This is a genomic window from Streptomyces sp. CB02261 (genome assembly GCF_001905665.1).
In the GTDB taxonomy this organism is placed as follows: domain Bacteria; phylum Actinomycetota; class Actinomycetes; order Streptomycetales; family Streptomycetaceae; genus Streptomyces.
The window spans coordinates 97821-123306 of record NZ_LIVX01000002.1; the positions used below are offsets into that span (position 1 = coordinate 97821).

General features: G+C 70.0%; 24 protein-coding genes. 3 read left to right on the forward strand and 21 right to left on the reverse strand.

The genetic code is table 11. The features are described from left to right. Positions 1-86: 86 nt before the first annotated feature. The 3 genes from AMK29_RS05870 (at position 87) to AMK29_RS05880 (ending at position 3927) form a co-directional block, all read left to right on the forward strand. Positions 87-1313, forward strand: coding sequence for a sensor histidine kinase (locus AMK29_RS05870; protein WP_073810622.1), 1227 nt, complete (start codon positions 87-89; stop codon positions 1311-1313). Further along, entirely contained in the window at positions 1310-1954 is a 645-nt protein-coding gene (locus AMK29_RS05875) for a response regulator (RefSeq protein WP_073808562.1), read from the forward strand. Before AMK29_RS05870 ends, AMK29_RS05875 begins: the two co-directional genes overlap by 4 nt. Before the next feature lie 125 nt (positions 1955-2079). Beyond that, complete coding sequence (locus tag AMK29_RS05880) at positions 2080-3927, forward strand: glycoside hydrolase family 18 chitinase (protein WP_073808564.1); 1848 nt, start codon at positions 2080-2082, stop codon at positions 3925-3927. Positions 3928-3988: 61 nt separating this feature from the next. On the opposite strand, the gene AMK29_RS05885 is transcribed toward AMK29_RS05880, so the two are convergent. The 21 genes from AMK29_RS05885 to thrC form a co-directional block, all read right to left on the reverse strand. Continuing rightward, on the reverse strand, positions 3989-4435 hold the full coding sequence (locus AMK29_RS05885) for a DUF2550 domain-containing protein (RefSeq protein WP_073810624.1): 447 nt from the start codon (positions 4433-4435) through the stop codon (positions 3989-3991). A gap of 143 nt (positions 4436-4578) precedes the next feature. Beyond that, positions 4579-4953, reverse strand: coding sequence for a F0F1 ATP synthase subunit epsilon (locus AMK29_RS05890; RefSeq protein WP_073808567.1), 375 nt, complete (start codon positions 4951-4953; stop codon positions 4579-4581). 111 nt (positions 4954-5064) lie between these two features. Further along, on the reverse strand, positions 5065-6507 hold the full coding sequence (gene atpD, locus AMK29_RS05895; RefSeq protein ID WP_073808569.1) for a F0F1 ATP synthase subunit beta: 1443 nt from the start codon (positions 6505-6507) through the stop codon (positions 5065-5067). Then, positions 6507-7424: a F0F1 ATP synthase subunit gamma gene (locus AMK29_RS05900; protein WP_073808572.1), complete on the reverse strand. Its 918-nt coding sequence runs from the start codon at positions 7422-7424 to the stop codon at positions 6507-6509. Before AMK29_RS05900 ends, atpD begins: the two co-directional genes overlap by 1 nt. Positions 7425-7444: 20 nt before the next feature. Continuing rightward, on the reverse strand, positions 7445-9043 hold the full coding sequence (gene atpA / locus AMK29_RS05905) for a F0F1 ATP synthase subunit alpha (RefSeq protein ID WP_073808574.1): 1599 nt from the start codon (positions 9041-9043) through the stop codon (positions 7445-7447). Between the two features lie 146 nt (positions 9044-9189). After that, positions 9190-10005, reverse strand: a complete 816-nt coding sequence (locus AMK29_RS05910) for a F0F1 ATP synthase subunit delta (protein ID WP_073808577.1) — start codon at positions 10003-10005, stop codon at positions 9190-9192. Continuing rightward, the gene (locus AMK29_RS05915) at positions 10002-10547 is read right to left on the reverse strand and encodes a F0F1 ATP synthase subunit B (protein WP_073808580.1); all 546 of its coding nucleotides are present in this window, start codon (positions 10545-10547) and stop codon (positions 10002-10004) included. The genes AMK29_RS05910 and AMK29_RS05915 overlap by 4 nt, the downstream gene beginning before the upstream one ends. A gap of 41 nt (positions 10548-10588) precedes the next feature. Then, entirely contained in the window at positions 10589-10822 is a 234-nt protein-coding gene (gene atpE / locus AMK29_RS05920; protein ID WP_010474382.1) for an ATP synthase F0 subunit C, read from the reverse strand. Between the two features lie 90 nt (positions 10823-10912). After that, complete coding sequence (atpB, locus tag AMK29_RS05925; RefSeq protein ID WP_073808583.1) at positions 10913-11722, reverse strand: F0F1 ATP synthase subunit A; 810 nt, start codon at positions 11720-11722, stop codon at positions 10913-10915. Between the two features lie 222 nt (positions 11723-11944). After that, on the reverse strand, positions 11945-12358 hold the full coding sequence (locus AMK29_RS05930) for a hypothetical protein (protein ID WP_073808587.1): 414 nt from the start codon (positions 12356-12358) through the stop codon (positions 11945-11947). A gap of 262 nt (positions 12359-12620) precedes the next feature. Further along, on the reverse strand, positions 12621-13934 hold the full coding sequence (locus AMK29_RS05935) for an MraY family glycosyltransferase (protein ID WP_073808590.1): 1314 nt from the start codon (positions 13932-13934) through the stop codon (positions 12621-12623). A gap of 118 nt (positions 13935-14052) precedes the next feature. Continuing rightward, a complete protein-coding gene (gene glyA / locus AMK29_RS05940) occupies positions 14053-15300 on the reverse strand; it encodes a serine hydroxymethyltransferase (RefSeq protein ID WP_073808592.1) in 1248 nt (415 codons plus the stop codon). Positions 15301-15628: 328 nt separating this feature from the next. Next, a complete protein-coding gene (locus AMK29_RS05945; RefSeq protein WP_073808595.1) occupies positions 15629-16276 on the reverse strand; it encodes an arsenate reductase/protein-tyrosine-phosphatase family protein in 648 nt (215 codons plus the stop codon). Further along, the gene (locus AMK29_RS05950) at positions 16273-16920 is read right to left on the reverse strand and encodes an L-threonylcarbamoyladenylate synthase (RefSeq protein ID WP_073808598.1); all 648 of its coding nucleotides are present in this window, start codon (positions 16918-16920) and stop codon (positions 16273-16275) included. The genes AMK29_RS05945 and AMK29_RS05950 overlap by 4 nt, the downstream gene beginning before the upstream one ends. Before the next feature lie 40 nt (positions 16921-16960). Further along, positions 16961-17842, reverse strand: a complete 882-nt coding sequence (prmC, locus tag AMK29_RS05955) for a peptide chain release factor N(5)-glutamine methyltransferase (protein ID WP_198942187.1) — start codon at positions 17840-17842, stop codon at positions 16961-16963. Positions 17843-17879: 37 nt separating this feature from the next. Further along, a complete protein-coding gene (gene prfA / locus AMK29_RS05960; RefSeq protein WP_073808603.1) occupies positions 17880-18956 on the reverse strand; it encodes a peptide chain release factor 1 in 1077 nt (358 codons plus the stop codon). A 98-nt stretch (positions 18957-19054) separates the two neighbouring features. Beyond that, positions 19055-19276, reverse strand: a complete 222-nt coding sequence (gene rpmE / locus AMK29_RS05965; RefSeq protein WP_073808606.1) for a 50S ribosomal protein L31 — start codon at positions 19274-19276, stop codon at positions 19055-19057. Between the two features lie 156 nt (positions 19277-19432). Then, complete coding sequence (locus AMK29_RS05970) at positions 19433-20530, reverse strand: LCP family protein (protein WP_073808609.1); 1098 nt, start codon at positions 20528-20530, stop codon at positions 19433-19435. A 205-nt stretch (positions 20531-20735) separates the two neighbouring features. Further along, complete coding sequence (rho, locus tag AMK29_RS05975) at positions 20736-22796, reverse strand: transcription termination factor Rho (protein ID WP_073808612.1); 2061 nt, start codon at positions 22794-22796, stop codon at positions 20736-20738. Between the two features lie 418 nt (positions 22797-23214). Next, entirely contained in the window at positions 23215-24132 is a 918-nt protein-coding gene (gene thrB, locus AMK29_RS05980) for a homoserine kinase (RefSeq protein ID WP_073808615.1), read from the reverse strand. Between the two features lie 282 nt (positions 24133-24414). Beyond that, positions 24415-25485, reverse strand: coding sequence for a threonine synthase (thrC, locus tag AMK29_RS05985; protein WP_073808618.1), 1071 nt, complete (start codon positions 25483-25485; stop codon positions 24415-24417). Between the last annotated feature and the right edge of the window lies 1 nt (position 25486).

Here is a 25486-nt window from a genome sequence, read left to right on the forward strand (position 1 = left end):
ACGAAGTGCGCCTACATCCTTCGACGGAGGGGTGGATCGGCCCGGACGAGGAGGTCGGAGCACCGGCGGCCGTGTTGGATGAGTACGTGAGACTCCCCCGCCCCTCGCTCCCCCGCGCGACCCTCCCCCGCCCGCACCGCGACGACCTGTTCATCGCCGCCTGCGGACTGGCCGGTGGTCTGCTCCTGTGGTGGTTCGGGCTGTACGTGACGGGTGACCACGTCTTCGGGCAGCGCTGGGCGACGCTGATCCCGCTGACCGTGATGTCCGCGATGGAGGCCCTGCGCCGTACCGCTCCCCGCTTCGCCCTGATCGTGGCCACCCTGGCGATCGTCGGCGACCAGTTCACCAACGGCAATCTCGCCACCGTCCTGATGTTCACGGACGTGGTCTACGCGGCGGTCGTGTACGGCTCGCCCGCCCTGGCCCGGCGCCTCCCGTACACCATGGGGTTCATCACCGTCGCGTCCACGGGCGTCTTCCTTGCGTGGTGGCAGAACGCGGTCGCGCTGCTCGTGGGCGCGCTCACCGGCATGATCTCCTTCCTGCCCGCCGTGACCGGCGCGATCGTGCGCAATCACCGGAACGCCGCGGAGGCGGCCCGGCTGCGCGCGGAGCAGACGGCGCTGCTCGCCGAGATGGACCGGGCACAGGCGGTGGTGGCGGAGCGGGCCCGGATGGCGCGCGAGCTGCACGACATGGTGGCGAACCACCTCTCGGCGATCGCGATCCACTCGACGGCGGCGCTCTCGCTCGACGAGCCGGCCACCACCCGGCAGGCGCTCACCGTGATCCGGGAGAACAGCGTGGCGGGCCTGACGGAGATGCGACGGCTCATCGGGCTGCTCCGGGACAGCGGCGCCGAGACCGAGCCCGCCGCCGCACCCACCCTGGCCGGCCTCGACGCGCTGATCGCGCAGGCGGGGACGAACGGCGGCCCCGCCGGACTGACCTTCGCCCTGGACGACACCCGGGAGACGCCTGGCGGGCTGCCGGCGCCGGTCGAGCTGGCCGCCTACCGGATCGTGCAGGAGTCGCTGACGAACGCGCTCAAGCACGCGGCCCCCGGCGAGGTCCGGATCACGCTCGCGCGCGGGCCGGAGTCGCTCTCCGTGGCGGTGTCGAGTCCGTTCGGGGAGCGCCCGGGGCCGACAGCGCCGGGTTCGGGGGCCGGCCTGGTGGGGATGCGGGAGCGGGTGGCCCTGCTCGACGGGGTCTTCGAGGCGGGTCCGGTGCCGGACGGCGAGGGTGGGAAGCGATGGCGGGTACGGGCGGAACTGCCCATGGACGGGAACGACGGGGAGCGGGCATGACGGTGCGGGTGGTGGTCGCCGAGGACCAGAGCGCGGTACGGGCGGGGCTCGTCCTCATCCTGGGCAGCGCGCCGGACATCGAGGTGGTCGGGGAGGCCGCGGACGGTGAGCGGGCGGTGGAGCTGGCGCGCGAGCTGAGGCCGGACCTGGTCCTGATGGATGTGCAGATGCCCCGGATGGACGGGGTGACGGCGACGGGGATCGTGGTCGAGGAGGGGCTCGCGGACGTGCTCGTCCTGACCACGTTCGATCTGGACGAGTACGTCTTCGGGGCGCTGCGGGCGGGCGCGGCCGGGTTCCTGCTGAAGAACGCGGACGCCGGGGAGCTGATCGAGGCGGTACGGACGGTGGCGCGCGGGGAGGGGCTGATCGCCCCGGCGGTGACCCGGCGGCTGATCGCGGAGTTCGCGGCGCCGAGCCGGCCCGCGCCGACGTCGGATCCCGCGGTGCTGGCCGCGCTGACACCCCGGGAGCGTGAGGTGCTGTCGGCGCTCGGCCGGGGGTTGTCGAACGCGGAGATCGCGGTAGGGCTCGACATGGCGGAGGCGACGGTAAAGACGCACGTCAGCAAGGTGCTGGGGAAGCTGGAGCTGCGGAGCAGGGTGCAAGCGGCGGTGCTGGCGCGGGAGTTGGGTGTCTGAGGACACGGCGCCGACGTTGGTCTGGACCTCTTGACGATTGGTCCAGACCTTCCTACGCTCGCGGGGCGCGCGCATCTTCACGGACCACCCCCACCCCATGTCCGTCCGCAACTTGAGGAGCACCGTTGAGCACTCAAGCACCGACGCGCAGAACAGGGTTCAGACACCGGGCCGCCGCCGGTCTGACCGCCCTGATCCTGCCCCTGGCCGCCATGGTCGGCCTCGCCACCCCCGCCGAAGCCGCCACCTCGGCCACGGCCACGTACACCAAGACCCAGGACTGGGGCACCGGATTCGGTGCCAACTGGACCATCAAGAACACCGGCACCACCACCATCAGCGCCTGGACCGTCGAGTGGGACTACCCCACCGGCACCTCCGTCACCTCCGCCTGGGACGCGTCCGTCACCAGCTCCGGCACCCACTGGACCGCCAAGAACGTCGGCTGGAACGGGACCCTCGCTCCCGGCGCCTCCGTCTCCTTCGGCTACAACGGCACCGGCTCCGGAGCACCCACCGGCTGTAAGATCAACGGCGCCCCCTGCGACGGCACCAGCCAGCCCGGAGACAACGCCCCCTCGGCCCCCGGTACCCCCGCCGCCTCCAACATCACCGACACCTCGGTGAAGCTCACCTGGACCGCGGCCACCGACGACAAGGGCATCAAGAACTACGACGTCAAGCGCGACGGCACCACCGTCGCCACCGTCACCGGCCTCACGTACACCAACACGGGCCTGACCGCCGGCACCGACTACAGCTACACGGTCGTCGCCCGCGACACCATCGACCAGACCGGCCCGGCCTCCGGCGCGACCTCCGTCCGCACCACCGGCGGCGGTGGCGGCCAGCCGAACCCCAACGCCGTGAAGATGGGCTACTTCACCAACTGGGGCGTCTACGGCCGCAACTACCACGTGAAGAACATCGTGACCTCGGGCTCCGCGTCCAAGATCACCCACATCAACTACGCCTTCGGCAACGTCACGGGCGGCAAGTGCACCATCGGTGACGCCTACGCCGACTACGACAAGGCCTACACCGCCGACCAGTCCGTCGACGGCGTCGCCGACACCTGGGACCAGCCGCTGCGCGGCAACTTCAACCAGCTGCGCAAGCTGAAGAAGGCCTACCCCAACATCAAGGTCCTCTGGTCCTTCGGCGGCTGGACCTGGTCCGGCGGCTTCGGCCAGGCCGTGCAGAACCCGACCGCCTTCGCCCAGTCCTGCTACGACCTGGTCGAGGACCCGCGCTGGGCCGACGTCTTCGACGGCATCGACCTGGACTGGGAGTACCCCAACGCCTGCGGTCTCTCCTGCGACACCAGCGGCCCGGCCGCCTTCAAGAACATGATGCAGGCCATGCGCGCCAAGTTCGGCGCCAACAACCTGGTCACCGCGGCCGTCACGGCCGACGCCTCCGCCGGCGGCAAGATCGACGCCACCGACTACGCGGGCGCCGCGCCGTACATGAACTGGTTCAACGTCATGACGTACGACTTCTTCGGCGCCTGGGCGGCGAAGGGCCCGACGGCCCCGCACTCCCCGCTCACCTCGTACGCCGGCATCCCGCAGGCCGGCTTCAACTCCGCCGAGGCGATCGCCAAGTTCAAGGCGCAGGGCGTCCCCGCCAACAAGCTGCTGCTCGGCATCGGCTTCTACGGACGCGGCTGGACCGGCGTCACCCAGTCCGCCCCCGGCGGCACGGCGACCGGCCCGGCGGCCGGCACCTACGAGCAGGGCATCGAGGACTACAAGGTCCTCAAGGCCTCCTGCCCGGCCACCGGCACCGTCGCGGGCACGGCGTACGCCCACTGCGGCACCAACTGGTGGAGCTACGACACCCCGGCCACGGTCACGTCCAAGATGAGCTGGGCGAAGAACCAGGGCCTGGGCGGCGCTTTCTTCTGGGAGTTCAGCGGTGACACCGGCAACGGCGAGCTCGTCGGCGCCATCAACACCGGCCTGAACTAGCCCCTACCGGAAAACGGGAAGCGGGGGACGGCGCAGCACGCCGTCCCCCGCTTCTCCACTTCTACGCGACGTTCACCCTCTGCCCGGGAGGCGCCGCCTCCAGCCAGGCCATGAAACCGGTCCGCGCGTCCTCGCTCATCGCGAGCTCCAGGCGCACGCCCTCGTACATACAGGGCTGGATCACCGCGTCGGAGAGCAGCGCGAGCTCCTCCTCGCCCTCCGGCATCCGGCGCTCCAGGGCCACGATCGACGCGCGCTCCAGGACCCGGCGCGGGCGGGGCGCGTACGAGAAGACACGGAACCAGGCGATCTCGTCACCGCTGTAGCGGGCGACGCCGTACACCCAGCCCTTGCCGCTCGGGTCCGGGTCGTCCGGGACGTTCCAGTGCAGGGAACAGTCGAAGGTGCCGCCGGCCCGCTGGATCAGTCTGCGGCGCAAGCCGAAGACGAAGAGCCCGATCACCACCAGTGCGACGACCAGGCCGCACACGAGCAGAGCGAGGAACATCTTCACCGACCTCCTCGCTGCGTCCCGTGACCGGCACCGCCGGCACAACCGAATACGACCTGCATCTGCATCGCCTCAGCCGCGGCACGCTCCGGAAAATTCCGGAACGTGCCGCGGCTGAGGGCACTACTCGGCGCGGACCGTCAGCGGACCGCTACCGCGCGCAGCCGGACATCGGCGCGCCGCTCGGCGGCGGCGTCGGAATCCGACTTCGCACGCTCCAGCGCGCGCTCGGCGCGCTGGGCGTCGATCTCGTCCGCCAGCTCGCAGATCTCCGCGAGCAGAGACAGCTTGTCGTCGGCGAACGAGATGAATCCACCGTGGACGGCGGCGACGACAGTGCCGCCATCGCTCGTACGGATGGTCACCGGGCCCGACTCCAGCACACCGAGCAGCGGCTGGTGGCCGGGCATGACGCCGATGTCGCCGGAGGTGGTACGCGCGATGACCAGGGTGGCCTCGCCGGACCAGACACTCCGGTCCGCGGCGACCAGCTCGACGTGCAGCTCAGCAGCCAAGGGTGGCTCCTCGGGTCACCACCCGGCGGTCGTGCCGGGTGTTGGGGTCAATTCTAGTGGGCGTGGTGGGAGGGGCGGGACAGGTCCCGCCCCTCCCGGGGGGCACGAGGCTCAGGAGACGCCGAGTTCCTTGGCGTTGTTCTTGAGGTCCTCGATGCCACCGCACATGAAGAACGCCTGCTCGGGGAAGTGGTCGTACTCACCGTCGCAGATCGCGTTGAACGCGGCGATCGACTCGTCGAGCGGAACGTCCGAACCGTCCACACCGGTGAACTGCTTCGCCGCGTGGGTGTTCTGGGACAGGAATCGCTCGACACGGCGGGCGCGGTGGACAACGAGCTTGTCCTCCTCGCTCAGCTCGTCGATACCGAGAATCGCGATGATGTCCTGGAGGTCCTTGTACTTCTGCAGGATTCCCTTGACGCGCGTGGCGGCGTCGTAGTGGTCCTGCGCGATGTAGCGCGGGTCCAGGATCCGGGACGTGGAGTCCAGCGGGTCCACGGCCGGGTAGATGCCCTTCTCGGAGATCGGACGGGACAGAACCGTCGTCGCGTCGAGGTGGGCGAAGGTGGTGGCCGGAGCCGGGTCGGTCAGGTCGTCCGCGGGGACGTAGATCGCCTGCATCGAGGTGATCGAGTGACCACGGGTCGAGGTGATGCGCTCCTGGAGGAGACCCATCTCGTCGGCCAGGTTCGGCTGGTAACCCACCGCGGAGGGCATACGGCCGAGCAGGGTCGACACCTCGGAACCGGCCTGGGTGAAGCGGAAGATGTTGTCGATGAAGAACAGCACGTCCTGCTTCTGCACATCGCGGAAGTACTCCGCCATGGTCAGACCGGCGAGGGCCACGCGCAGACGGGTGCCCGGGGGCTCGTCCATCTGGCCGAAGACCAGCGCGGTCTTGTCGAGAACGCCGGCCTCCTCCATCTCGACCATGAGGTCGTTGCCCTCACGGGTGCGCTCGCCGACGCCCGCGAAGACGGAGACACCGTCGTGCAGCTTGGCCACACGGACGATCATTTCCTGGATCAGAACGGTCTTGCCGACACCGGCACCACCGAACAGACCGATCTTTCCACCCTTGACGTACGGGGTGAGAAGGTCGACGACCTTCAGGCCGGTCTCGAACATCTCGGTCTTGGACTCGAGCTGGTCGAAGGCCGGGGCCTTGCGGTGGATCGTCCAGCGCGGCGCGTCGGCCACGGTGGACTCGTCCGCGTTCAGCACCTGACCCAGCGTGTTGAACACGCGGCCCTTGGTGACGTCGCCGACGGGGACGGTGATGCCCGTGCCCGTGTTCGTCACCGGGGCCTGGCGGACCAGACCGTCGGTGGGCTGCATGGAGATGGTGCGGACCACGCCGTCACCGAGGTGCTGGGCGACCTCGAGGGTCAGCGTCTTGGTCGCGCCCTCCTCGGCCGGGTCCGGAACCTGGACGTTCAGCGCGTTGTAGATCTCCGGCATCGCGTCGACGGGGAACTCCACGTCGACGACCGGGCCGATGACCCGGGCGACGCGGCCCGTGGCGGCGGCCGTCTCAACAGTGGTCGTCATTACTTGTCACTCCCCGCGGTCGCGTCGGCCAGGGCTGCGGTGCCACCGACGATCTCGCTGATTTCCTGGGTGATTTCGGCCTGGCGGGCCGCGTTGGCAAGTCGGGAGAGGTTGTTGATCAAGTCTCCCGCGTTGTCGGTCGCCGACTTCATCGCGCGGCGCGTGGCAGCGTGCTTGGAGGCAGCCGACTGGAGCAGCGCGTTGTAGATCCGGCTCTCGACGTACCGGGGCAGCAGGGCGTCGAGGACGTCCTCCGCCGACGGCTCGAAGTCGTACAGCGGGCGGAGCGTGTCCGTTCCGCCGGCCTCCTTCGCCACCTCGTCGAGGCTGAGGGGCAGCAGCCGGGCCTCGACCGCCGTCTGCGTCATCATCGAGACGAACTCGGTGTAGACGATGTGGAGCTCGTCCACACCACCCTCCGCCGTGTCCTTCTCGATCGCCTCGATCAGCGGAGCCGCGATCGTCTTGGCGTCGCCGTACGACGGCTGGTCCGTGAACCCGGTCCACGTACCGGCCAGCTTCCGCTCACGGAAGTTGTAGTGCGCGATACCACGACGGCCGACGACGTAGACGGCGACCTCACGGCCCTCGCCTTCCAGCTTCGCCGTCAGCTTTTCCGCCGCCTTGATGGCGTTGGAGTTGAACGCGCCGGCCAGACCGCGGTCGCTCGAGAGGAGCAGGACCGCGGCGCGGACGGGGTTCTCCGCCTCGGTGGTCAGCGGGTGCTTGTCGTTCGCACCCGTGGCCACCGCCGTGACCGCGCGCGTCAGCTCGGTCGCGTACGGAGTCGACGCCTGCACCTTGCGCTGCGCCTTGACGACACGCGAGGCGGCGATCATCTCCATCGCCTTGGTGATCTTCTTCGTCGCGGTGACGGATTTGATGCGACGCTTGTAGACCCGGAGCTGCGCTCCCATGAGTCAGGTCCCTTCCGTCGTCACTTCGAGACGTTGACGGCGGCAGGAGCGTCCTCGCCCAGCAGCTTGCCGTCAGAGGTCTCGAACTGCTTCTTGAACTCCGCGATCGCGTCGGCGACGGACTGCAGCGTGTCGTCCGACATCTTGCCGCCCTCACGGATGGAGGTCATGAGGCCCGAGTGGTTCTGGCGGAGGTACGCCAGGAGCTCGGCCTCGAAGCGGCGGATGTCGGCGACCGGGACGTCGTCCATCTTGCCGGTGGTGCCGGCCCAGACGGAGACGACCTGGTTCTCGGTGGGCATCGGCTGGTACTGAGCCTGCTTGAGCAGCTCGACCATGCGCTGTCCACGCTCCAGCTGCGCCTTGGAGGCCGCGTCCAGGTCCGAACCGAAGGCGGCGAAGGCCTCCAGCTCACGGAACTGGGCGAGGTCCACACGGAGGCGACCGGAGATCTGCTTCATCGCCTTGTGCTGGGCGGAGCCACCGACACGCGAGACCGAGATACCGACGTTCAGAGCCGGACGCTGGCCGGCGTTGAACAGGTCGGACTCCAGGAAGCACTGGCCGTCGGTGATGGAGATGACGTTGGTCGGGATGAACGCCGACACGTCGTTCGCCTTGGTCTCGACGATCGGCAGACCCGTCATCGAACCGGCACCGAGCTCGTCCGAGAGCTTCGCGCAGCGCTCGAGGAGACGCGAGTGCAGGTAGAAGACGTCACCCGGGTAGGCCTCACGGCCCGGCGGGCGGCGCAGCAGCAGGGACACGGCGCGGTAGGCGTCGGCCTGCTTCGACAGGTCGTCGAAGACGATCAGGACGTGCTTGCCCTGGTACATCCAGTGCTGACCGATGGCGGAACCGGTGTACGGCGCCAGGTACTTGAAGCCGGCCGGGTCGGACGCCGGGGCGGCGACGATCGTCGTGTACTCGAGCGCGCCGGCCTCTTCCAGGGCGCCGCGAACGGACGCGATGGTCGAGCCCTTCTGGCCGATGGCGACGTAGATGCAGCGGACCTGCTTGTTCACGTCGCCCGAGCGCCAGTTGTCGCGCTGGTTGATGATCGTGTCGACGCACAGCGCGGTCTTGCCGGTCTGACGGTCGCCGATGATCAGCTGGCGCTGTCCACGACCCACGGGGGTCATGGCGTCGACGGCCTTGTAACCGGTCTCCATCGGCTCGTGCACCGACTTACGGGCCATGACGCCCGGGGCCTGCAGCTCGAGGGCGCGGCGGCCCTCGGTCGCGATCTCGCCGAGACCGTCGATCGGGTTGCCGAGCGGGTCGACGACGCGACCCAGGTATCCCTCACCGACACCGACGGAGAGGACCTCGCCGGTGCGCTGCACCGACTGTCCCTCCTCGATGCCGCTGAACTCGCCGAGGACGATCGCACCGATCTCGCGCTCTTCGAGGTTCAGGGCGAGACCGAGGGTCCCGTCCTCGAACTTCAGCAGCTCGTTCGCCATGGCCGAGGGAAGACCCTCGACCTTCGCGATACCGTCACCGGCCAGGCTGACCGTGCCGACCTCCTCGCGCGAGGCCGCGTCCGGCTGGTACGACTGGACGAAGTTCTCCAGTGCGTCCCGGATCTCCTCCGGCCGGATCGTGAGCTCCGCCATCTGGGTTCCCTGCTCTCCTTGTTGGGCCCGAAGTTTCTTAAGGGGTCTGGGGGCCGACCCCCAGGAATCTTCTGCAATCTCTGCACGGCCCAACCGGGCCGCTGGTGATGCTGTGTTGCTGTGATGCCTTGTGCTGTGCGGCTGCGTCAGCCGGCCAGTCGACGGGTCGCCTCGTCGAGGCGCTCCGCGATGGACCCGTTGATGACCTCGTCGCCGACCTGCACGGTGATCCCGCCGAGGACCGCCGGGTCCACGTCCAGGTTCAGGTGCATCTCGCGGCCGTACAGCTTGGCCAGGACGGCACCGAGGCGCTGCTTCTGCTGGTCCGACAGCGGCACCGCCGAGGTGACGACGGCGACCATCCGGTTCCGGCGCGCCGCGGCGAGCTTGGACAGGGACTCGAGTCCCGCTTCCAGGCTACGTCCCCGGGGCTGGGTCACCAGACGGACGACCAGGCGCTCGGTGGTCGCGTGGGCCTTGCCGCCGAGCAGGCTGCGGAGCAGCTCGCCCTTGGCGGTGGCCGTGGCGGCCTTGTCCGTCAGCGCCGAGCGGAGCTCGGGGCTGGAGGACACGATCCGGCCGAACCGGAACAGCTCGTCCTCGACGCCGTCGAGGGCGCCCGCCTTCTGCGCCGCGGTGAGGTCGGCGGTGTTCGCCAGTTCCTCGGCCGCGTCGACCAGGTCACGCGAGCGCGACCAGCGGGAACGCACCATGCCGGACACCAGGTCGACGGTCACGCCGCCCACCTGACCGCTCAGGAGTCGCTGCGCGAGCTCGGCCTTGGCCTCACCCGACTGCGCGGGGTCGGTCAGGACCCGGCGCAGCGACACCTCGCGGTCGAGCAGCACGGTGACGGCGGCCAGCTCGTCCGCGAGCTTCGTCGCGTCGACCGTGGTGTTGTCGGTCAGCGCGTCGAGGGACTCACGGGCGGCGGACAGTGCCTCGCGGCTCGCTCCGTTCATCGGACAGCCTCGGCCTTCTCCTCGAGCTCGTCGAGGAAGCGGTCGATCGTGCGGCTCTGGCGGGCGGTGTCCTCGAGGGACTCGCCGACCAGCTTGCCGGCCAGGTCGGTGGCGAGCTTGCCCACGTCCTGACGCAGCGACGCAGAGGCGGCCTTGCGGTCGGCCTCGATCTGCGTGTGGCCGGCCGCGATGATCTCCTCGCGCTGGCGCTGGCCCTCCGCCTTCATCTCCTGGATGATCGCGGTGCCCTGCTCCGTCGCCTCCTGGCGAAGACGCGCGGCCTCGTGGCGGGCCTCGGCGAGCTGGGCCTTGTACTGCTCCAGCACACTCTGAGCCTCGATCTGGGCCGACTCGGCCTTCTCGATGCCACCCTCGATGGCCTCGCGACGCTGCTCCAGAACCTTGTTGATGTTCGGGAGGAGCTTCTTGGCGAGGAAGCCGAAGACGATGACGAAGGCGATCAGGCCGATGACGAGCTCGTCGAGATGCGGGATCAGAGGAGGCTGGGGCTCCTCCGCTGCCGCAAGAAGCAGAGCGTTCACATCAGTGCCTTCCGTAAAAAGAATCGGGCAGTCGGTCCGGCTTACTTGTAGACGAAGCCCATGACGATGCCGATGAGGGCGAGCGCCTCACAGAAGGCGAAACCCATGATCTGGTTGGTACGGATCAGGCCGGCAGCCTCGGGCTGACGGGCGAGGGCCTGGGTGCCGTTACCGAAGATGATGCCGACGCCGACGCCGGGGCCGATGGCCGCGAGGCCGTAGCCGATCGAGGCGACGTTTCCGTTGACGGCGGCGAGAGTCTCGAGAGCGGACATGCCGGTTCTTCCTTCTCTTTCAAGGACCCGGTGGGGGTTGGCCACCGGACGACTGTGGGTTGGGTGAGTGGTGCTGCTGCCGGGCAGGACTCAGTGGTGCTCGGAGAGCGCGCCCTGGACGTAGCTGCAGGCCAGGAGCACGAAGACGTACGCCTGGACGGCCTGGATGAAGAGCTCGAAGGCCGTCATGATGAGGACCATGACGAACGAGGCGCCGGCGTAGACGAAGCCGAGGCCGTTCATGAGGTACCAGGTGGCCAGCGAGAACATCACGATGAGCAGGTGACCGGCGAACATGTTCGCGAACAGTCGGACCGCGTGCGTGAAGGGCCGGATGAGCAGGTTGGAGAAGAACTCCAGGACGACGACCAGGGGAAGGATCGGGCCGAGCGACTTGTCGTAGCCGACGATGTTCTTCCAGCCGCCGACGAAGCCGTGCTTCTTGAAGGTCAGCGAGATCCACAGCACGTAGACGATCAGCGCGAGGGCCGCCGGGAAGGCGATCAGCGAGGTGACCGGGAACTGGGCGAGCGGGATGATGGACCAGAGGTTCATGATCCATACGAAGAAGAACAGCGACACCATCAGCGGGACGTACTTCTCGCCGTCCTTCTTGCCGATGATCTCGTAGACGATGCCGCGGCGCACGAAGTCGTAACCGGCCTCGCCGACCATCTGCATCTTGCCGGGGATCAGCTTGGGCTTGTTGAAGGCGGCCCAGAAGAACCCGACGACCACGAGCGAGCCCAGGATCGCGAGCAGCATGGGCTTCGTGAACTCGAAGCTTCCCCACGTGGCGATCGGCTCGTACATGAACGTGTGCAGGCCCGGCGCCGGGAAGCCGCATCCGGTGAAGATGTGGCAATCCGGGTCGAAGGCAAGCGTCTGGTCAGCACTCACCGCGGGCTCCTTCAGCGTGGCGCATAGGTACGGCAACCTCGATGTGTCGGCGCGGCACGCAGCCGCGGGTCGGCACTGGACTGGTCTTACGGATAAGAGGGCGGCGGTTTGGCATCGAGCCTCGCGCTGGGACAGGCGTCTCGGATGCCCGCGCCCGCAGTGCCGCAGTTGGCACCGGACGATAGCAGGAAGCCGAAAGCGGCTTTATCCCGGCCCTACCCTTCACGACTTCGACCCCGACTTCTCGGGCTCGACGTACATGATCTTGGCCTTCATGTAGGCCCTGGCCTGTGCGGCGACCCACACCACGGTCGTCGCGAGAAGCGTGAACGCGAAGGCCTTGAAGTCGAACAGCGTCGTGTCCTTGAGCAAGGCCAGGAAGATGAAGAGCAGCAGCAGCTGGGCCGTGTAGAGCATGAGCCCCATGGCCTGGAACAGCTGCGGGAGCTTCTTCGCCGTCCGCTGCAGAACCACCAGCCCGATACCCATGAAGAGGACGACGACCAGGGTGCCGACGACCGCGCCGATCGCACCCTTGCCACCCGCGACCACCCCGCTGACGACCGTGGCGATGACGCCGACGGCAACAGTGGGGATGGCGGTGGGCAACAGGATGCGTGCGTCGTTGGACGGCATGGCGGTGTCTCCGCTTGCTGAAGGGGGCGATGGTGTCGTCAGGGACGAGCGTAAGCCCGGTCCGAGGTGGGTCTCGGGGCCAACGGACCGTCGCACTACGGTCTTTCGGCTCTGGCGCCGGGTCTCGTGAACCGTATCACAAACTATTTGAATAGGTCTTTACCCAGAAGGTGTGCCAACTGTCACACATGAGAGTTACACCGCGCGTGTGTGCGCGACAGGCGAGCACTCTGTCTGGTAATGGCCGCCGTTGCGGCATTCGTCAACTTGGCGTTCCGGCCTTACGCCGGTCGGTGAAGCGCGCGCGGTTGCCGATGGCCGTGGCGCCGTGGAGCCCCGCCGGCACCGGAACGCGCTCCTCCCCGACCGCGACCGCCTCCGGGAGCGGCTCCACCACGGGCGCCGGCTTGCGGCGGCGGTAGCGGGGCGGCACCACGGACTGCGCCCAGCGGGGGGCCCGCGGCGTGAAGCGCGGCAGCAGGAGCAGGACCAGACCGATCGCGCTCAGCCCGACGACACAGAGGACGATCCACATCGACGCCGAGTGGACCGAGTACGCCAGCGTGCCGAAGGCGATCAGCGCCGACCAGAAGTACATGATCAGCACCGCGCGGCTGTGCGAGTGGCCGATCTCCAGGAGCCGGTGGTGCAGGTGCCCGCGGTCGGCCGCGAACGGCGACTGGCCCTTCCACGTACGGCGCACGATCGCGAGGACCAGGTCCGCCATCGGGATCGCGATGATGGTCAGCGGCAGCAGCAGCGGGATGAAGACCGGCAGGGCGGCGTGCGTGGCCTCACGGGTCGAACCCTCGAAGATCTTCAGCGCGTCCGGGTCGACCTGGCCGGTGATCGAGATGGCGGAGGCCGCCAGGATCAGGCCGATCAGCATCGAGCCGGAGTCGCCCATGAAGATCCGCGCCGGGTGCATGTTGTGCGGCAGGAAGCCCAGGCACATGCCCATGAGGATGACGGTGAAGAGCGTCGCGGGGGCGGCGGCCTCGATCGTGTAGCCGTACCAGAGGCGGTACGCGTACAGGAAGAAGGCGGCGGCGGCGATGCAGACCATGCCGGCGGCGAGGCCGTCGAGACCGTCGACGAAGTTGACCGCGTTGATGGTGAGGACGACCAGGGCGACGGTCAGGAGCGTGCCCTGCCAGGGGGTCAGCGAGACCACGCCCACACCCGGGATCGGCAGCCACAGGATCGTCAGACCCTGCGCGACCATCACGCCCGCCGAGATCATCTGCGCGCCGAGCTTGATCAGCGCGTCCAGCTCGAACTTGTCGTCCAGGACACCGATCAGCCAGATCAGGGCGGCACCCGAGAGCAGGGCGCGCGGCTCGTTGGAGAGCTCGAAGACGCTGTTCAGGTTCTGCAGGTGGTCGGCGACGAGGAGCCCCGCGCACAGCCCGAAGAACATGGCGATGCCACCGAGCCGCGGAGTCGGTTCTCGGTGTACGTCGCGGGCGCGGATCTCCGGCATCGCCCCGGTCGCGATGGCGAACTTCCGCACCGGACCGGTGAGCAGATAGGTCACCGCGGCCGTGACACAGAGCGTCAGCAGGTAATCACGCACGGGCTGCCCCACAGGAATCGCTGGCCATCTCAGCCCCACACCCTAGCCGTGCCGTCCATGTGCTTGGAGACACGCGGGGGGTCCGAACGGTTGCGTTCGGGCTTTCCGCGATCTTTCCTCAGCGTCCATACGGGGGAAATCGCCCGGTCAGCGCCCGTACCTCCGCCCGCACCCGGGCGGTCTCCCCGGCGTCGTCCCGCAGCGCGGCGGTGAACAGCGAGGCGATCCGGGCCATCTCCTGGGGGCCCATCCCCTGCGTGGTGACGGCCGCCGTGCCGAGCCGGATGCCGCGGGCATCCCCGTGGGGCAGGGCGCAGGTGTCGAGCACGATGCCGGCGGCGGCGAGCCGGGCGCGCGCGGTGCGGCCGTCGATGCCGAGGGGCGCGGGGTCGGCGGTGATCAGGTGGGTGTCGGTGCCGCCGGTGGTCGGCGCGAAACCCTCGGCGGCGAGCGCGGCCGCCAGGACCCTGGCGTTCTCGACCACCTGATGGGCGTACGCGGTGAACGCCGGGGTGGACGCCTCACCGAAGGCCACCGCCTTGGCCGCGATCGTGTGCATCTGGGCGCCGCCCTGGGTGAACGGGAACACCGCCCGGTCGACCCGCCCCGCCAGGTCGTCGCCGCAGAGGATCATCCCGCCGCGCGGACCCCGCAGCACCTTGTGGGTGGTCGCGCAGACCACGTCGGCGTACGGCACGGGGCTGGGGGCCGCTCCCCCGGCGACCAGACCGATGGGGTGGGCGGCGTCGGCGATGAGATACGCGCCGACCTCGTCGGCGATCTCGCGGAAGATCGCGTAGTCGAGGTGGCGCGGGTAGGAGATCGAACCGCAGACGATCGCCTTGGGGCGGTGGTGGCGGGCGAGCGCGGCGACCTGCTCGTGGTCGACGAGACCGGTCTCGGCGTCCACGCCGTACGGGACGAAGTCGAACCAGCGGCCGGAGAAGTTCGCGGGCGACCCGTGCGTGAGGTGGCCGCCGTGGTTCAGGCCCATGGCGAGCACCGTGTCACCGGGCCTGAGAAGGGCCGCGTACGCCGCCAGGACGGCCGAGGAGCCCGAGTGGGCCTGGACGTTCGCGTGGTCGGCGCCGAAGAGCGCGGTGGCCCGCTCCACGGCGATCCGCTCGGCGGCGTCGGCGTACGCGCAGCCTCCGTGGTGACGGGCGCCGGGGTAGCCCTCGGCGTACTTGTTGGCGAGCGGGGAGCCGAGGGCGGCGAGGACGGCGGGCGAGGTGAAGTTCTCCGCGGCGATCAACTGCAGGCTGTCGGCCTGCCGTCGCACCTCGCCGAGCAGCACGTCGGCGACCTCCGGGTCCTGCCGGCGCAGGACGTCGAGTTCCTCGGCGGGTGGAGCGGTGACCGACATGTCACCAATGTAGGCACACACCCCCCACCCCGCCCGCCGAAGCCGCAGGCCGCCTCGCCGGACGTGGCCGGGGACGTCAGTGCCGCACCCGCGGGCCGGACTCGCCGGACGTGGCCGAGCCGTCAGTCCCGCGCCCGTACCCCCGTCAGCGCCGTGACCACCGGGTCCAGCGCCTGGTTGAGCCCCACCCCCGATGCGCCCCTCGCACCGCTCGGCCCCCAGGGGCCTCCCGGGCATCGCGACGCTGCGTCGGACTCCGTCCGCCGGACGTGGCCGGGGACGTCAGTGCCGCGCCCGGGGGCCGGACTCCCCGGACGTGACCGGGACGTCAGTCCCGCGCCCGTACCCCCGTGAGCGCCGTGACCACCGGGTCCAGCGCCTGGTTGATCTCGTCGCCGATCGAGCGGAAGAAGGTGATGGGGGCGCCGTACGGGTCGTTGACCTCGTCCGCGTCCACCGAGGGGGCCAGCAGCCAGCCGCGGAGGGCGGCCGCCGCGCGGACCAGGGCGCGGGCGCGTTCGACCATGCCCTCGTCGCGGGGGTCCGGGAGCGTGGCCGGGTCGATCGCGCGGACCAGGCGGGTGAACTCCTTCAGGGTGAAGGTGCGCAGGCCCGCCGAGTGGCCCATCGAGATGACCTGCGCCCGGTGGTCACGGGTCGCCGTCAGGACCAGGTCCGCACGGATGACGTGCTCGTCGAGGAGCTCGCGCCCCACGAAGCCGCTGTAGTCCGCGCCGAAGTCGGCGAGGACCAGTTCCGCGTTGGCCTCCATCGGGGCGCCCTCGTGGCCCCAGGTGCCCGCGCTCTCCACGATCAGGCCGCCGCCGAGAGGGTCGCCCAGGCGGTCGCTCAGGGCATGGCGGGTCAGCCGCTCGGTGATCGGCGAGCGGCAGACGTTGCCGGTGCTGACGTGGAGGATGCGGAAGGTGTTGCTGTCGTCGAACCCCGCTATGCCACGCCCCTCAAGGGCGGTCAACTGGCCACCTCGAGGTCGGGTACGACCTTCCGGAGCTCCTCGGGCGACAGCGCGCCCTGGCGCAGCAGCACCGGGATCTCGCCGGTGACGTCGACGATGGACGAGGGGACGATGCCGGGGGTCGGCCCGCCGTCGAGGTAGACGGAGACGGAGTCGCCGAGCATCTGCTGGGCCGCGTCGCAGTCCTCGGGGGACGGGTGGCCCGTGAGGTTGGCCGAGGAGACGGCCATCGGGCCGACCTCGGTGAGCAGCTCGATCGCGACCGGGTGCAGCGGCATGCGGATGGCGACGGTGCCCCGGGTGTCGCCCAGGTCCCACTGGAGGGACGGCTGGTGCCGGGCGACGAGGGTGAGGGCGCCGGGCCAGAACGCGTCGACGAGCTCCCAGGCCTGCTCGGAGAAGTCCGTGACCAGGCCGTGGAGGGTGTTCGGGGAGCCGATGAGCACGGGCGTGGGCATGTTGCGGCCACGGCCCTTGGCGGCGAGCAGGTCGGCCACGGCCTCGCCGCTGAAGGCGTCCGCCCCGATCCCGTACACGGTGTCGGTGGGCAGCACGACCAGCTCGCCCCGACGGACGGCGGACGCGGCTTCGCGCAGACCGGTCACTCGGTCGGTCGCCTCGTTGCAGTCGTATCGCCGTGCCATCAGTTCCCGGCCTCCTCGTACACGTGGTTCGTCATGCCAGTCATGGCGTTGCCTTGCGGGCGGTCGCGAAGCGCGGCCGGTTGTTCAGGTCGGGGTGGTCGGCCGCGTCGACCCAGCCGGCCTCTTCGTTGAAGATCCACGGCACCTGCCCGCCCTGGGTGTCCGCGTGCTCGATGACGACCAGGCCACCGGGCCGGAGGAGCCGGTGGGCGGTGCGCTCGATGCCGCGGATGGTGTCGAGGCCGTCCTCGCCGGAGAAGAGGGCCATCTCCGGGTCGTGGTCGCGGGCCTCGGGCGCCACGTACTCCCACTCGGTGAGCGGGATGTACGGCGGGTTGGAGATGACCAGGTCGACCTGGCCGTCCAGCTCGGGGAGCGCGGTCAGCGCGTTGCCCTGGTGGACGCTGACGCGCGAGCCCTCGGCGTTCTTCCGGGTCCAGACGAGGGCGTCGTCGGAGAGCTCCACGGCGTGGACGCGCGAGCGGGGCACCTCCTGCGCCATGGCGAGCGCGATGGCGCCGGAGCCGGTGCAGAGGTCGACGATGAGCGGCTCGACGACGTCCATCGCGCGCACGGCGTCTATCGCCCAGCCGACGACCGACTCGGTCTCCGGGCGGGGCACGAAGACGCCGGGCCCGACCTGGAGCTCCAGGTAGCGGAAGAACGCGCGCCCGGTGATGTGCTGGAGCGGTTCACGGGCCTCGCGGCGGGCGACCGTCTCCCAGTAGCGGGCGTCGAAGTCCGCGTCCTTGACGTTGTGCAGCTCCCCCCGCTTGACGCCGTGCACGAACGCGGCGAGTTCCTCGGCGTCGAAACGCGGTGAGGGGACGCCGGCGTCGGCCAGCCGCTGGGTGGCCTGGGCCACCTCGGCGAGCAGCAGACTTCGGGGGCCTGGGGGTCGCCCCCCAGAAAGTGACTGCACGCTGGTCCTCCGTGGTGCGGGGTGGGGCTTACGGAACTTACGCCGCGGCGAGCTTGGCGGCGGAGTCGGCGTCGACACACGCCTGGATCATGGAGTCCAGGTCGCCGTCGAGCACCTGGTCCAGGTTGTACGCCTTGAAGCCGACGCGGTGGTCGGAGATCCGGTTCTCCGGGAAGTTGTACGTGCGGATCTTCTCGGACCGGTCGACGGTGCGGACCTGGCTGCGGCGGGCGTCGGCGGCCTTGGACTCGGCCTCCTCCTGCGCGGCGGCGAGCAGCCGGGACCGCAGGATGCGCATGGCCTGCTCCTTGTTCTGGAGCTGGCTCTTCTCGTTCTGGCAGGAGGCGACGATGCCGGTCGGCAGGTGCGTGATGCGGACGGCGGAGTCGGTGGTGTTGACCGACTGGCCGCCGGGGCCCGACGAGCGGTAGACGTCGATGCGCAGGTCGTTGGCGTGCACCTCGACCTCGACCTCCTCGGCCTCGGGCGTGACGAGGACACCGGCGGCGGAGGTGTGGATGCGGCCGGCCGACTCGGTCGCGGGCACGCGCTGCACGCGGTGCACCCCGCCCTCGTACTTGAGGCGCGCCCAGACGCCCTGGCCGGGCTCGGTGGCGCCGTTGCCGCCCTTGGTCTTCACGGCGACCTGGACGTCCTTGTAGCCGCCGAGCTCGGACTCGGTGGCGTCGATGATCTCGGTCTTCCAGCCGACGCGCTCGGCGTACCGCAGGTACATGCGGAGCAGGTCGCCGGCGAAGAGCGCGGACTCGTCGCCGCCTGCGCCCGCCTTGATCTCCAGGATGACGTCCTTGTCGTCGCTCGGGTCGCGCGGGACGAGGAGCAGGCGGAGCTTGTCGGTGAGCTCCTCCCGGTCCTTCTCCAGCTGCTTGACCTCGGCGGCGAAGTCGGGGTCGTCGTGCGCGAACTCGCGGGCGGTCTCGATGTCGTCACCGGTCCGCTTCCAGGCCCGGTAGGTGGCGACGATCGGGGTCAGCTCGGCGTAGCGCTTGTTGAGCTTGCGCGCGTTCGCCTGGTCGGCGTGGACCGAGGGGTCCGCGAGCTTCGTCTCCAGGCCGGCGTGCTCGCCGACCAGTTCCTCGACCGCCTCGAACATCGGGGGGCTCCTGGTCTTTTCGTCAGTTGCTACGGGGACGGCAAAGCGCCGGTCCCGGCCACCCGCGCGGGGCGACCGTGGACCGGCGCAGGGGCTCGCTACTTCGCGGCGGAGCCGGCCTTGCCGAAGCGGGCCTCGAAGCGGGCCACGCGGCCGCCGGTGTCGAGGATCTTCTGCTTGCCCGTGTAGAACGGGTGGCACTCGGAGCAGACCTCGGCACGGATGGTGCCGTCGGTCAGGGTGCTCCGGGTGGTGAACGACGCGCCGCAGGTGCAGCTGACCTGGGTCTCGACGTACTCGGGGTGAATCTCGCGCTTCAAGGTGTCTCCTAGTTTCGGGAGGGCTCCGGGTCGCTTCCGCGGGTTGCGGCAAACGTGAACCGGGGCCGACGTACCAGTCTGCCAGGACCGGCCGTATCTCCCAAAACCGGGGTGGGGCCGGAAGTATTCCGGGGGTGCTCCCGACGTGTCCGCCGGCTACTTCACGACACCGTCGGCCTTGCCGGTGGCGGCGTCCTTCGTCGCCGTCGCGGGGATCGGCCGGTCGTTCTTCAGGGCCGTCCACACCTGCCGGGACTGGGCTTCCAGGGGGAGGACGCGGTTGGGGTCCCGGGGGTCGTACTCGACGGGCAGGGTGACCATGTGGACGTTCTGGGCGCCGATGCCGGAGAGCCCCTTCGCGAAGCCCATCAGTTCCTGCACCGAGTCGAGTTCGGAGTCGGGGGTGATGGCCTTGGTGGCGGCGTCGGCGAGGTCGAGGAGCTTCTTCGGGTCGGTGAGGACGCCGACGCCCTTGACCTGGGCGATGAAGGCCTTCATGAAGGCCTGCTGCAGCTGGATGCGGCCGAGGTCGCTGCCGTCGCCGACGCTCTTGCGGGTGCGGACGAGACCGAGGGACTGCTCGCCGTCGAGGGTGTGGGTGCCCGGCGCGAGGTCGAGGTGGCTCTTGTCGTCCTTGATGGGGGCGGTGGTGGTGATCTCCACCCCGCCGAGTTCGTCGATGAGCTTCTTGAAGCCGGTGAAGTCGACCTCGATGTAGTGGTCCATGCGGATGCCGGACATCGCCTCGACGGTCTTGACGGCGCAGGCGGGGCCGCCGACCTCGTACGCCGTGTTGAACATGGCCCGCCGCTCGGCGGCGACGCCGGCGCCCTGGTCGCCGGTGCACGAGGGCCGGTCGATCAGGGTGTCCCGGGGTATGGAGACGACGCTCGCCTTCTTGTGGCCCTCGTGGACGTGGACGACCATCGCGGTGTCGGAGCGGGCGCCGCCCTCGTCCTTGCCGTAGGCGTCGTTGTCGCCGGAGCGCGAGTCGGAGCCGAGGACGAGGATGTCCATGGAGCCGTCGTCGACGTCCTCGGGGCGGTCCTTGCCCAGCTGGGCGTTGATGTCGACGGCCTCGATGTTGCCGTCGAGCTTGACGTAGACGTAGCCGAGTCCCGCGCCGCCGAGGACGAGGACGGCGGCGGCGCCGGAGCCGAGGATCGCCAGTCGCCGGCTGCGCCTGGCGTGCGGCTTGCGGCGGCGGCCGCCTCCGGCCCCGCGTATTCGCCCGCTCTTGCTCTGCTCGGTCATCCTCATCCTTCGACCCTCGGGTTCACCATGTGTGACGGCGAAGCACCCGAAAGGGTTGCATACGGACCTGTGAGGTTTGGGTGAGCGGCGGCCGGGACAGCACTGCGCCCACCGTGCGGGGCACGGTGGGCGCAGTGGTTCACGCAGGTCACGACGGGGTCACGGGCGCGGGGCCCGGATCTCGTCGTGTGACGCGGATCTCGCGTCAGTCGTTGTTGGCGGCACCGGGCGTGGTCTTCTGGATCTGCAGCAGGAACTCGCCGTTCGACTTCGTCTGCTTCATCTTGTCGAGCAGCAGCTCGATCGCCTGCTGCTGGTCGAGCGCGTGCAGCACACGACGCAGCTTCCAGGTGACGGCGAGCTCGTCGCTGCCGAGCAGGATCTCTTCCTTGCGGGTACCGGACGCGTCGACGTCCACCGCCGGGAAGATGCGCTTGTCGGCGAGCTTCCGGTCGAGCTTGAGCTCCATGTTGCCGGTGCCCTTGAACTCCTCGAAGATCACCTCGTCCATGCGCGAACCGGTGTCCACCAGCGCCGTCGCGAGGATGGTCAGCGAGCCGCCGTCCTCGATGTTGCGCGCGGCACCGAAGAAGCGCTTCGGCGGGTAGAGCGCGGTCGAGTCGACACCACCGGACAGGATGCGGCCGGAGGCCGGCGCCGCGAGGTTGTACGCGCGGCCCAGGCGGGTGATCGAGTCGAGCAGGACGACCACGTCGTGACCCAGCTCCACGAGACGCTTGGCGCGCTCGATGGCCAGCTCGGCGACGGTGGTGTGGTCCTCGGCCGGACGGTCGAAGGTCGAGGAGATGACCTCGCCCTTGACCGACCTCTGCATGTCGGTGACCTCTTCCGGACGCTCGTCGACCAGGACGACCATCAGGTGGCACTCGGGGTTGTTGTGCGTGATCGCGTTGGCGATCGCCTGCATGATCATGGTCTTACCGGTCTTCGGCGGGGCCACGATCAGACCGCGCTGGCCCTTGCCGATCGGCGACACGAGGTCGATGATCCGCGTGGTCAGCACGCCCGGGTCGGTCTCCAGACGGAGCCGGTCCTGCGGGTACAGCGGGGTCAGCTTGTTGAACTCGGGGCGGCCGCGGCCGGAGTCGGCGGCCATGCCGTTCGCGGAGTCCAGGCGGACCAGCGCGTTGAACTTCTCGCGGCGCTCGCCCTCCTTCGGCTGCCGCACGGCGCCGGTGACGTGGTCACCCTTGCGCAGGCCGTTCTTGCGGACCTGGGCCAGGGAGACGTACACGTCGTTCGGACCGGGCAGGTAGCCGGAGGTCCGGATGAACGCGTAGTTGTCGAGGATGTCCAGGATGCCCGCGACGGGGATCAGGACGTCGTCGTCCGCGACCTGCGGCTCGCCGGCCTGGAAGTCGTCACGCCCACGACGCCCGCGGCGGTCGCGGTAACGGCCCCGACGGCCGCGACGGCCGCCCGCCTCGTCGTCGTAGTCGTCCTGCGGGCCGGCCTGCTGGCCGCCGCCCTGCTGACCCTGACCCTGGACCTGCTGGCCCTGGCCGCCCTGGCGCTGGCGCTGGCCGCCCTGGCCACCGCCCTGCTGCTCGTCGCCCTTGCCGCGGTCGCGCTGACGGTCGCGGCGGTCACGGCGCTCGCCGCGCTCCCCGCGGTCGCCCCGCTCGCCGCGGTCACGGCGGCCACGGCCCTCGGCGCCGTCGACGGCGGTCTCGGCCTTGGCGTCAGGCTGTGCGTCGGCCCTGGCCTCGGTACGGGCCTCGGCGCGGGCCTCGGTCTTCACGGCCTGCGCGGCCTCGGCCTTGGCCTCGCCCTCCGGCGAACCGGCGGGGGCGGTGGCCCGACGACGACGGCGCTCACCGGCCGGCTGGTCGTCGGAGGCGGGCTGGCCCGGGATGTCGATCTGCTGCTGGGTGACGGCCTTCTCGGCCTTCTCCACCTTGGGCTCGGTGGCCTCGGCAGCGGTCTCGCCCGTACGGGCCTTGGCGGTGGCGCGGCGCTTCGGCTTGGTCTCGGCGGCGTCGGCGGCCTTGGCGGGGGCGGCGGTGCCGCCACCGGCCTGCGCCTCCTTGATGACCTCGATCAGCTGGCTCTTGCGCATCCGCGCGGTGCCCCTGATGCCGAGGCCGGACGCGACCTGCTGCAGCTCGGCCAGGACCATGCCGTCGAGGCCGGTGCCGGAGCGGCGGCGCCGTGCGGTGCCGCCGGTGGCAGCACCTGCGGCGGGCGCGGCGGCGTCGACACTGCTGTCGGCAGTCACGCCCATCAGATCGGTGGTGTCGCTCACGAAGGGTCCTTCCCTGGAGCGGACGTCGGCCATCTGGCTCGGCGACCGGTTGTGCTGTCCGGCAGCGGTCCCGTGTGGGTGGACCGTGTCCGGGGCGGTGGTCCCGCCGGGTACGGCGGAGAGAGGAACGTGCTGTGGGTCCGGCCCGAGCGCCCCCTGCTCGGCCCTCAACTGCTGAAGAGCGAGGGGTGTCGTGCCGGTTCCGGAGCGTGCTCGAAACTGCTCAGGCAGGCTGCTCAGGCAGTTGGGGAGGCTCCCGGAAGAATGTGTGGTCCCTGATGGGGACACTCCGCACCGCTCCACAAAGAGGTCAGGTGCAGACTTGAGGTTAACACTACCGGCTCCGACAAACATTCCCCCTCTCCCTCACCGGCAATCTCCTGTCCCGGACGCTGCCCGGCGTCCGGCCCCGTCGCGCCTAGGGCGCGAGCGGCAGGACGCTCGCTCCGGGCACGTCGAGGTCGAGCCGGTTCGCGGCCCAGCCCTCGCCCGCAAGTCGGGAGACCTTGTCGGCCGTCCCGTGTTCGGCCAGTGCGAGCACCGTGGGGCCCGCACCGGAGATGACCGCGGGGACACCGTCCGCGCGCAGCCGGTTCACGAGGGCGATGCTCTCGGGCATCGCGGGGGCCCGGTACTCCTGGTGCAGCCGGTCCTCGGTGGCCGCGAGCAGCAGCTCGGGGCGGCGGGTCAGGGCCTCGACGAGGAGGGCGGCACGCCCGGCGTTGGCCGCGGCGTCCACATGCGGGACGGTGCGCGGGAGGAGCCCGCGGGCGGTCTCGGTGAGCACCGGCTTCCCGGGGACGAAAACCACTGGAACGATGGAATCCGAAGGATCCATCCTGATCGCCCGCGCGGCACCGGACTCGGTCCAGGCGAGCGTGAATCCGCCGAGGAGACAGGCGGCGACGTTGTCGGGGTGGCCCTCGATCTCGGTGGCGAGTTCGAGCAGGGCGGCCTCGTCGAGCCTGGCGTCCCCGCCTATCGTCACGGCGCGGGCGGCGACGATGCCGGCGCAGATGGCGGCGGAGGAGGACCCGAGGCCGCGGCCGTGCGGGATGCGGTTGGCGCAGACGACCTCGAGGCCGCGCGGCTGCCCGCCGAGCAGGTCGAAGGCCGTGCGCAGGGAGCGTACGAGCAGGTGGCTCTCGTCGCGCGGGAGCGTCTCGGCACCCTCGCCGGCGATGTCGACGTGCAGCCCGGAGTCGGCGACACGGACGACGACGTCGTCGTAGAGGCCCAGCGACAGGCCGAAGGCGTCGAAGCCCGGGCCGAGATTGGCGCTGGTGGCGGGGACGCGCACCCGTACGGCGGCGGCGCGGAACGCTGGACCGGCCATCGCTCGATGACTCTCCTTGATTGCGACAACGGGTATTTCAGGCCGGTACTTCGGAGAAGTACACGGGAACCCGGGGGACCGTTTCGGCCTTGGAGGCGACAACGGCAACGACACCGCGCATATGCGTGGGAGCGGGTTCGGTACAGCCTATCGAAGGAAGGTTCTGTGGCGACATAGGGCGCACAGGAGGCGCACGATGCGTGTCGCGAGCCAACCTGTGCGCCTATGTACGTTCCTGATCGGGTTTCGATCAGGGCTTCTCCCTCTGCGGGAGGGGTGGGATCAGGCCAGACCGAGGCGCTCGGCGGCGGCGGCCGCGTCGACCGGGACGGTGACCGGCTGAGGCGCGCCGGCGACGGCCCAGTCGGGGTCCTTGAGGCCGTTGCCGGTGACCGTGCAGACGATCCTCTGGCCCGGGTCGACCTTGCCCTGCTCGGCGGCCTTCAGCAGACCGGCGACCGACGCGGCCGACGCGGGCTCCACGAAGACGCCCTCCTGCGCGGCCAACAGGCGGTAGGCACGCAGGATCTCACGGTCCGTCACCTCGTCGATGAAGCCGCCCGACTCGTCCCGCGCGGCGATCGCGTAGTCCCACGAGGCCGGGTTGCCGATGCGGATCGCGGTGGCGATCGTCGACGGGTCCTTGACGACCTCGCCGCGCACCAGCGGGGCCGAACCGGAGGCCTGGAAGCCCCACATGCGCGGTCGGTGCGTGGAGACGGCGTCGGCGGCGTACTCGGAGTACCCCTTCCAGTACGCCGTGATGTTGCCGGCGTTGCCGACCGGCAGGACGTGGATGTCGGGCGCGTCACCGAGCATGTCCACGATCTCGAACGCGGCGGTCTTCTGGCCCTCGATACGGACCGGGTTGACCGAATTGACCAGCGCCACCGGGTAGTTCTCGGAGAGGCCGCGGGCCAGGGTCAGGCAGTCGTCGAAGTTTCCGTCGACCTGGAGGATCTTCGCGCCGTGCACGAGGGCCTGGCCCATCTTGCCGAGCGCGATCTTGCCCTGCGGCACGAGGACGGCGCAGACCATCCCGGCGCGCACCGCGTAGGCCGCCGCCGAGGCGGAGGTGTTGCCGGTGGAGGCGCAGATGACGGCCTGCGCACCCTCCTCCTTGGCCCTGGTGATGGCCATGGTCATGCCCCGGTCCTTGAAGGAGCCGGTGGGGTTGGCGCCCTCGACCTTGAGGTGCACCTCGCAGCCCGTGCGCTCGGAGAGGACCTGAGCGGGAACGAGCGGCGTACCGCCCTCACGGAGCGTGACGACCAGCGTCTTGTCCGTGACCGGAAGGCGGTCCCGGTACTCCTCGATGATGCCGCGCCACTGGTGGGTGCCCTTGCTGGTCATG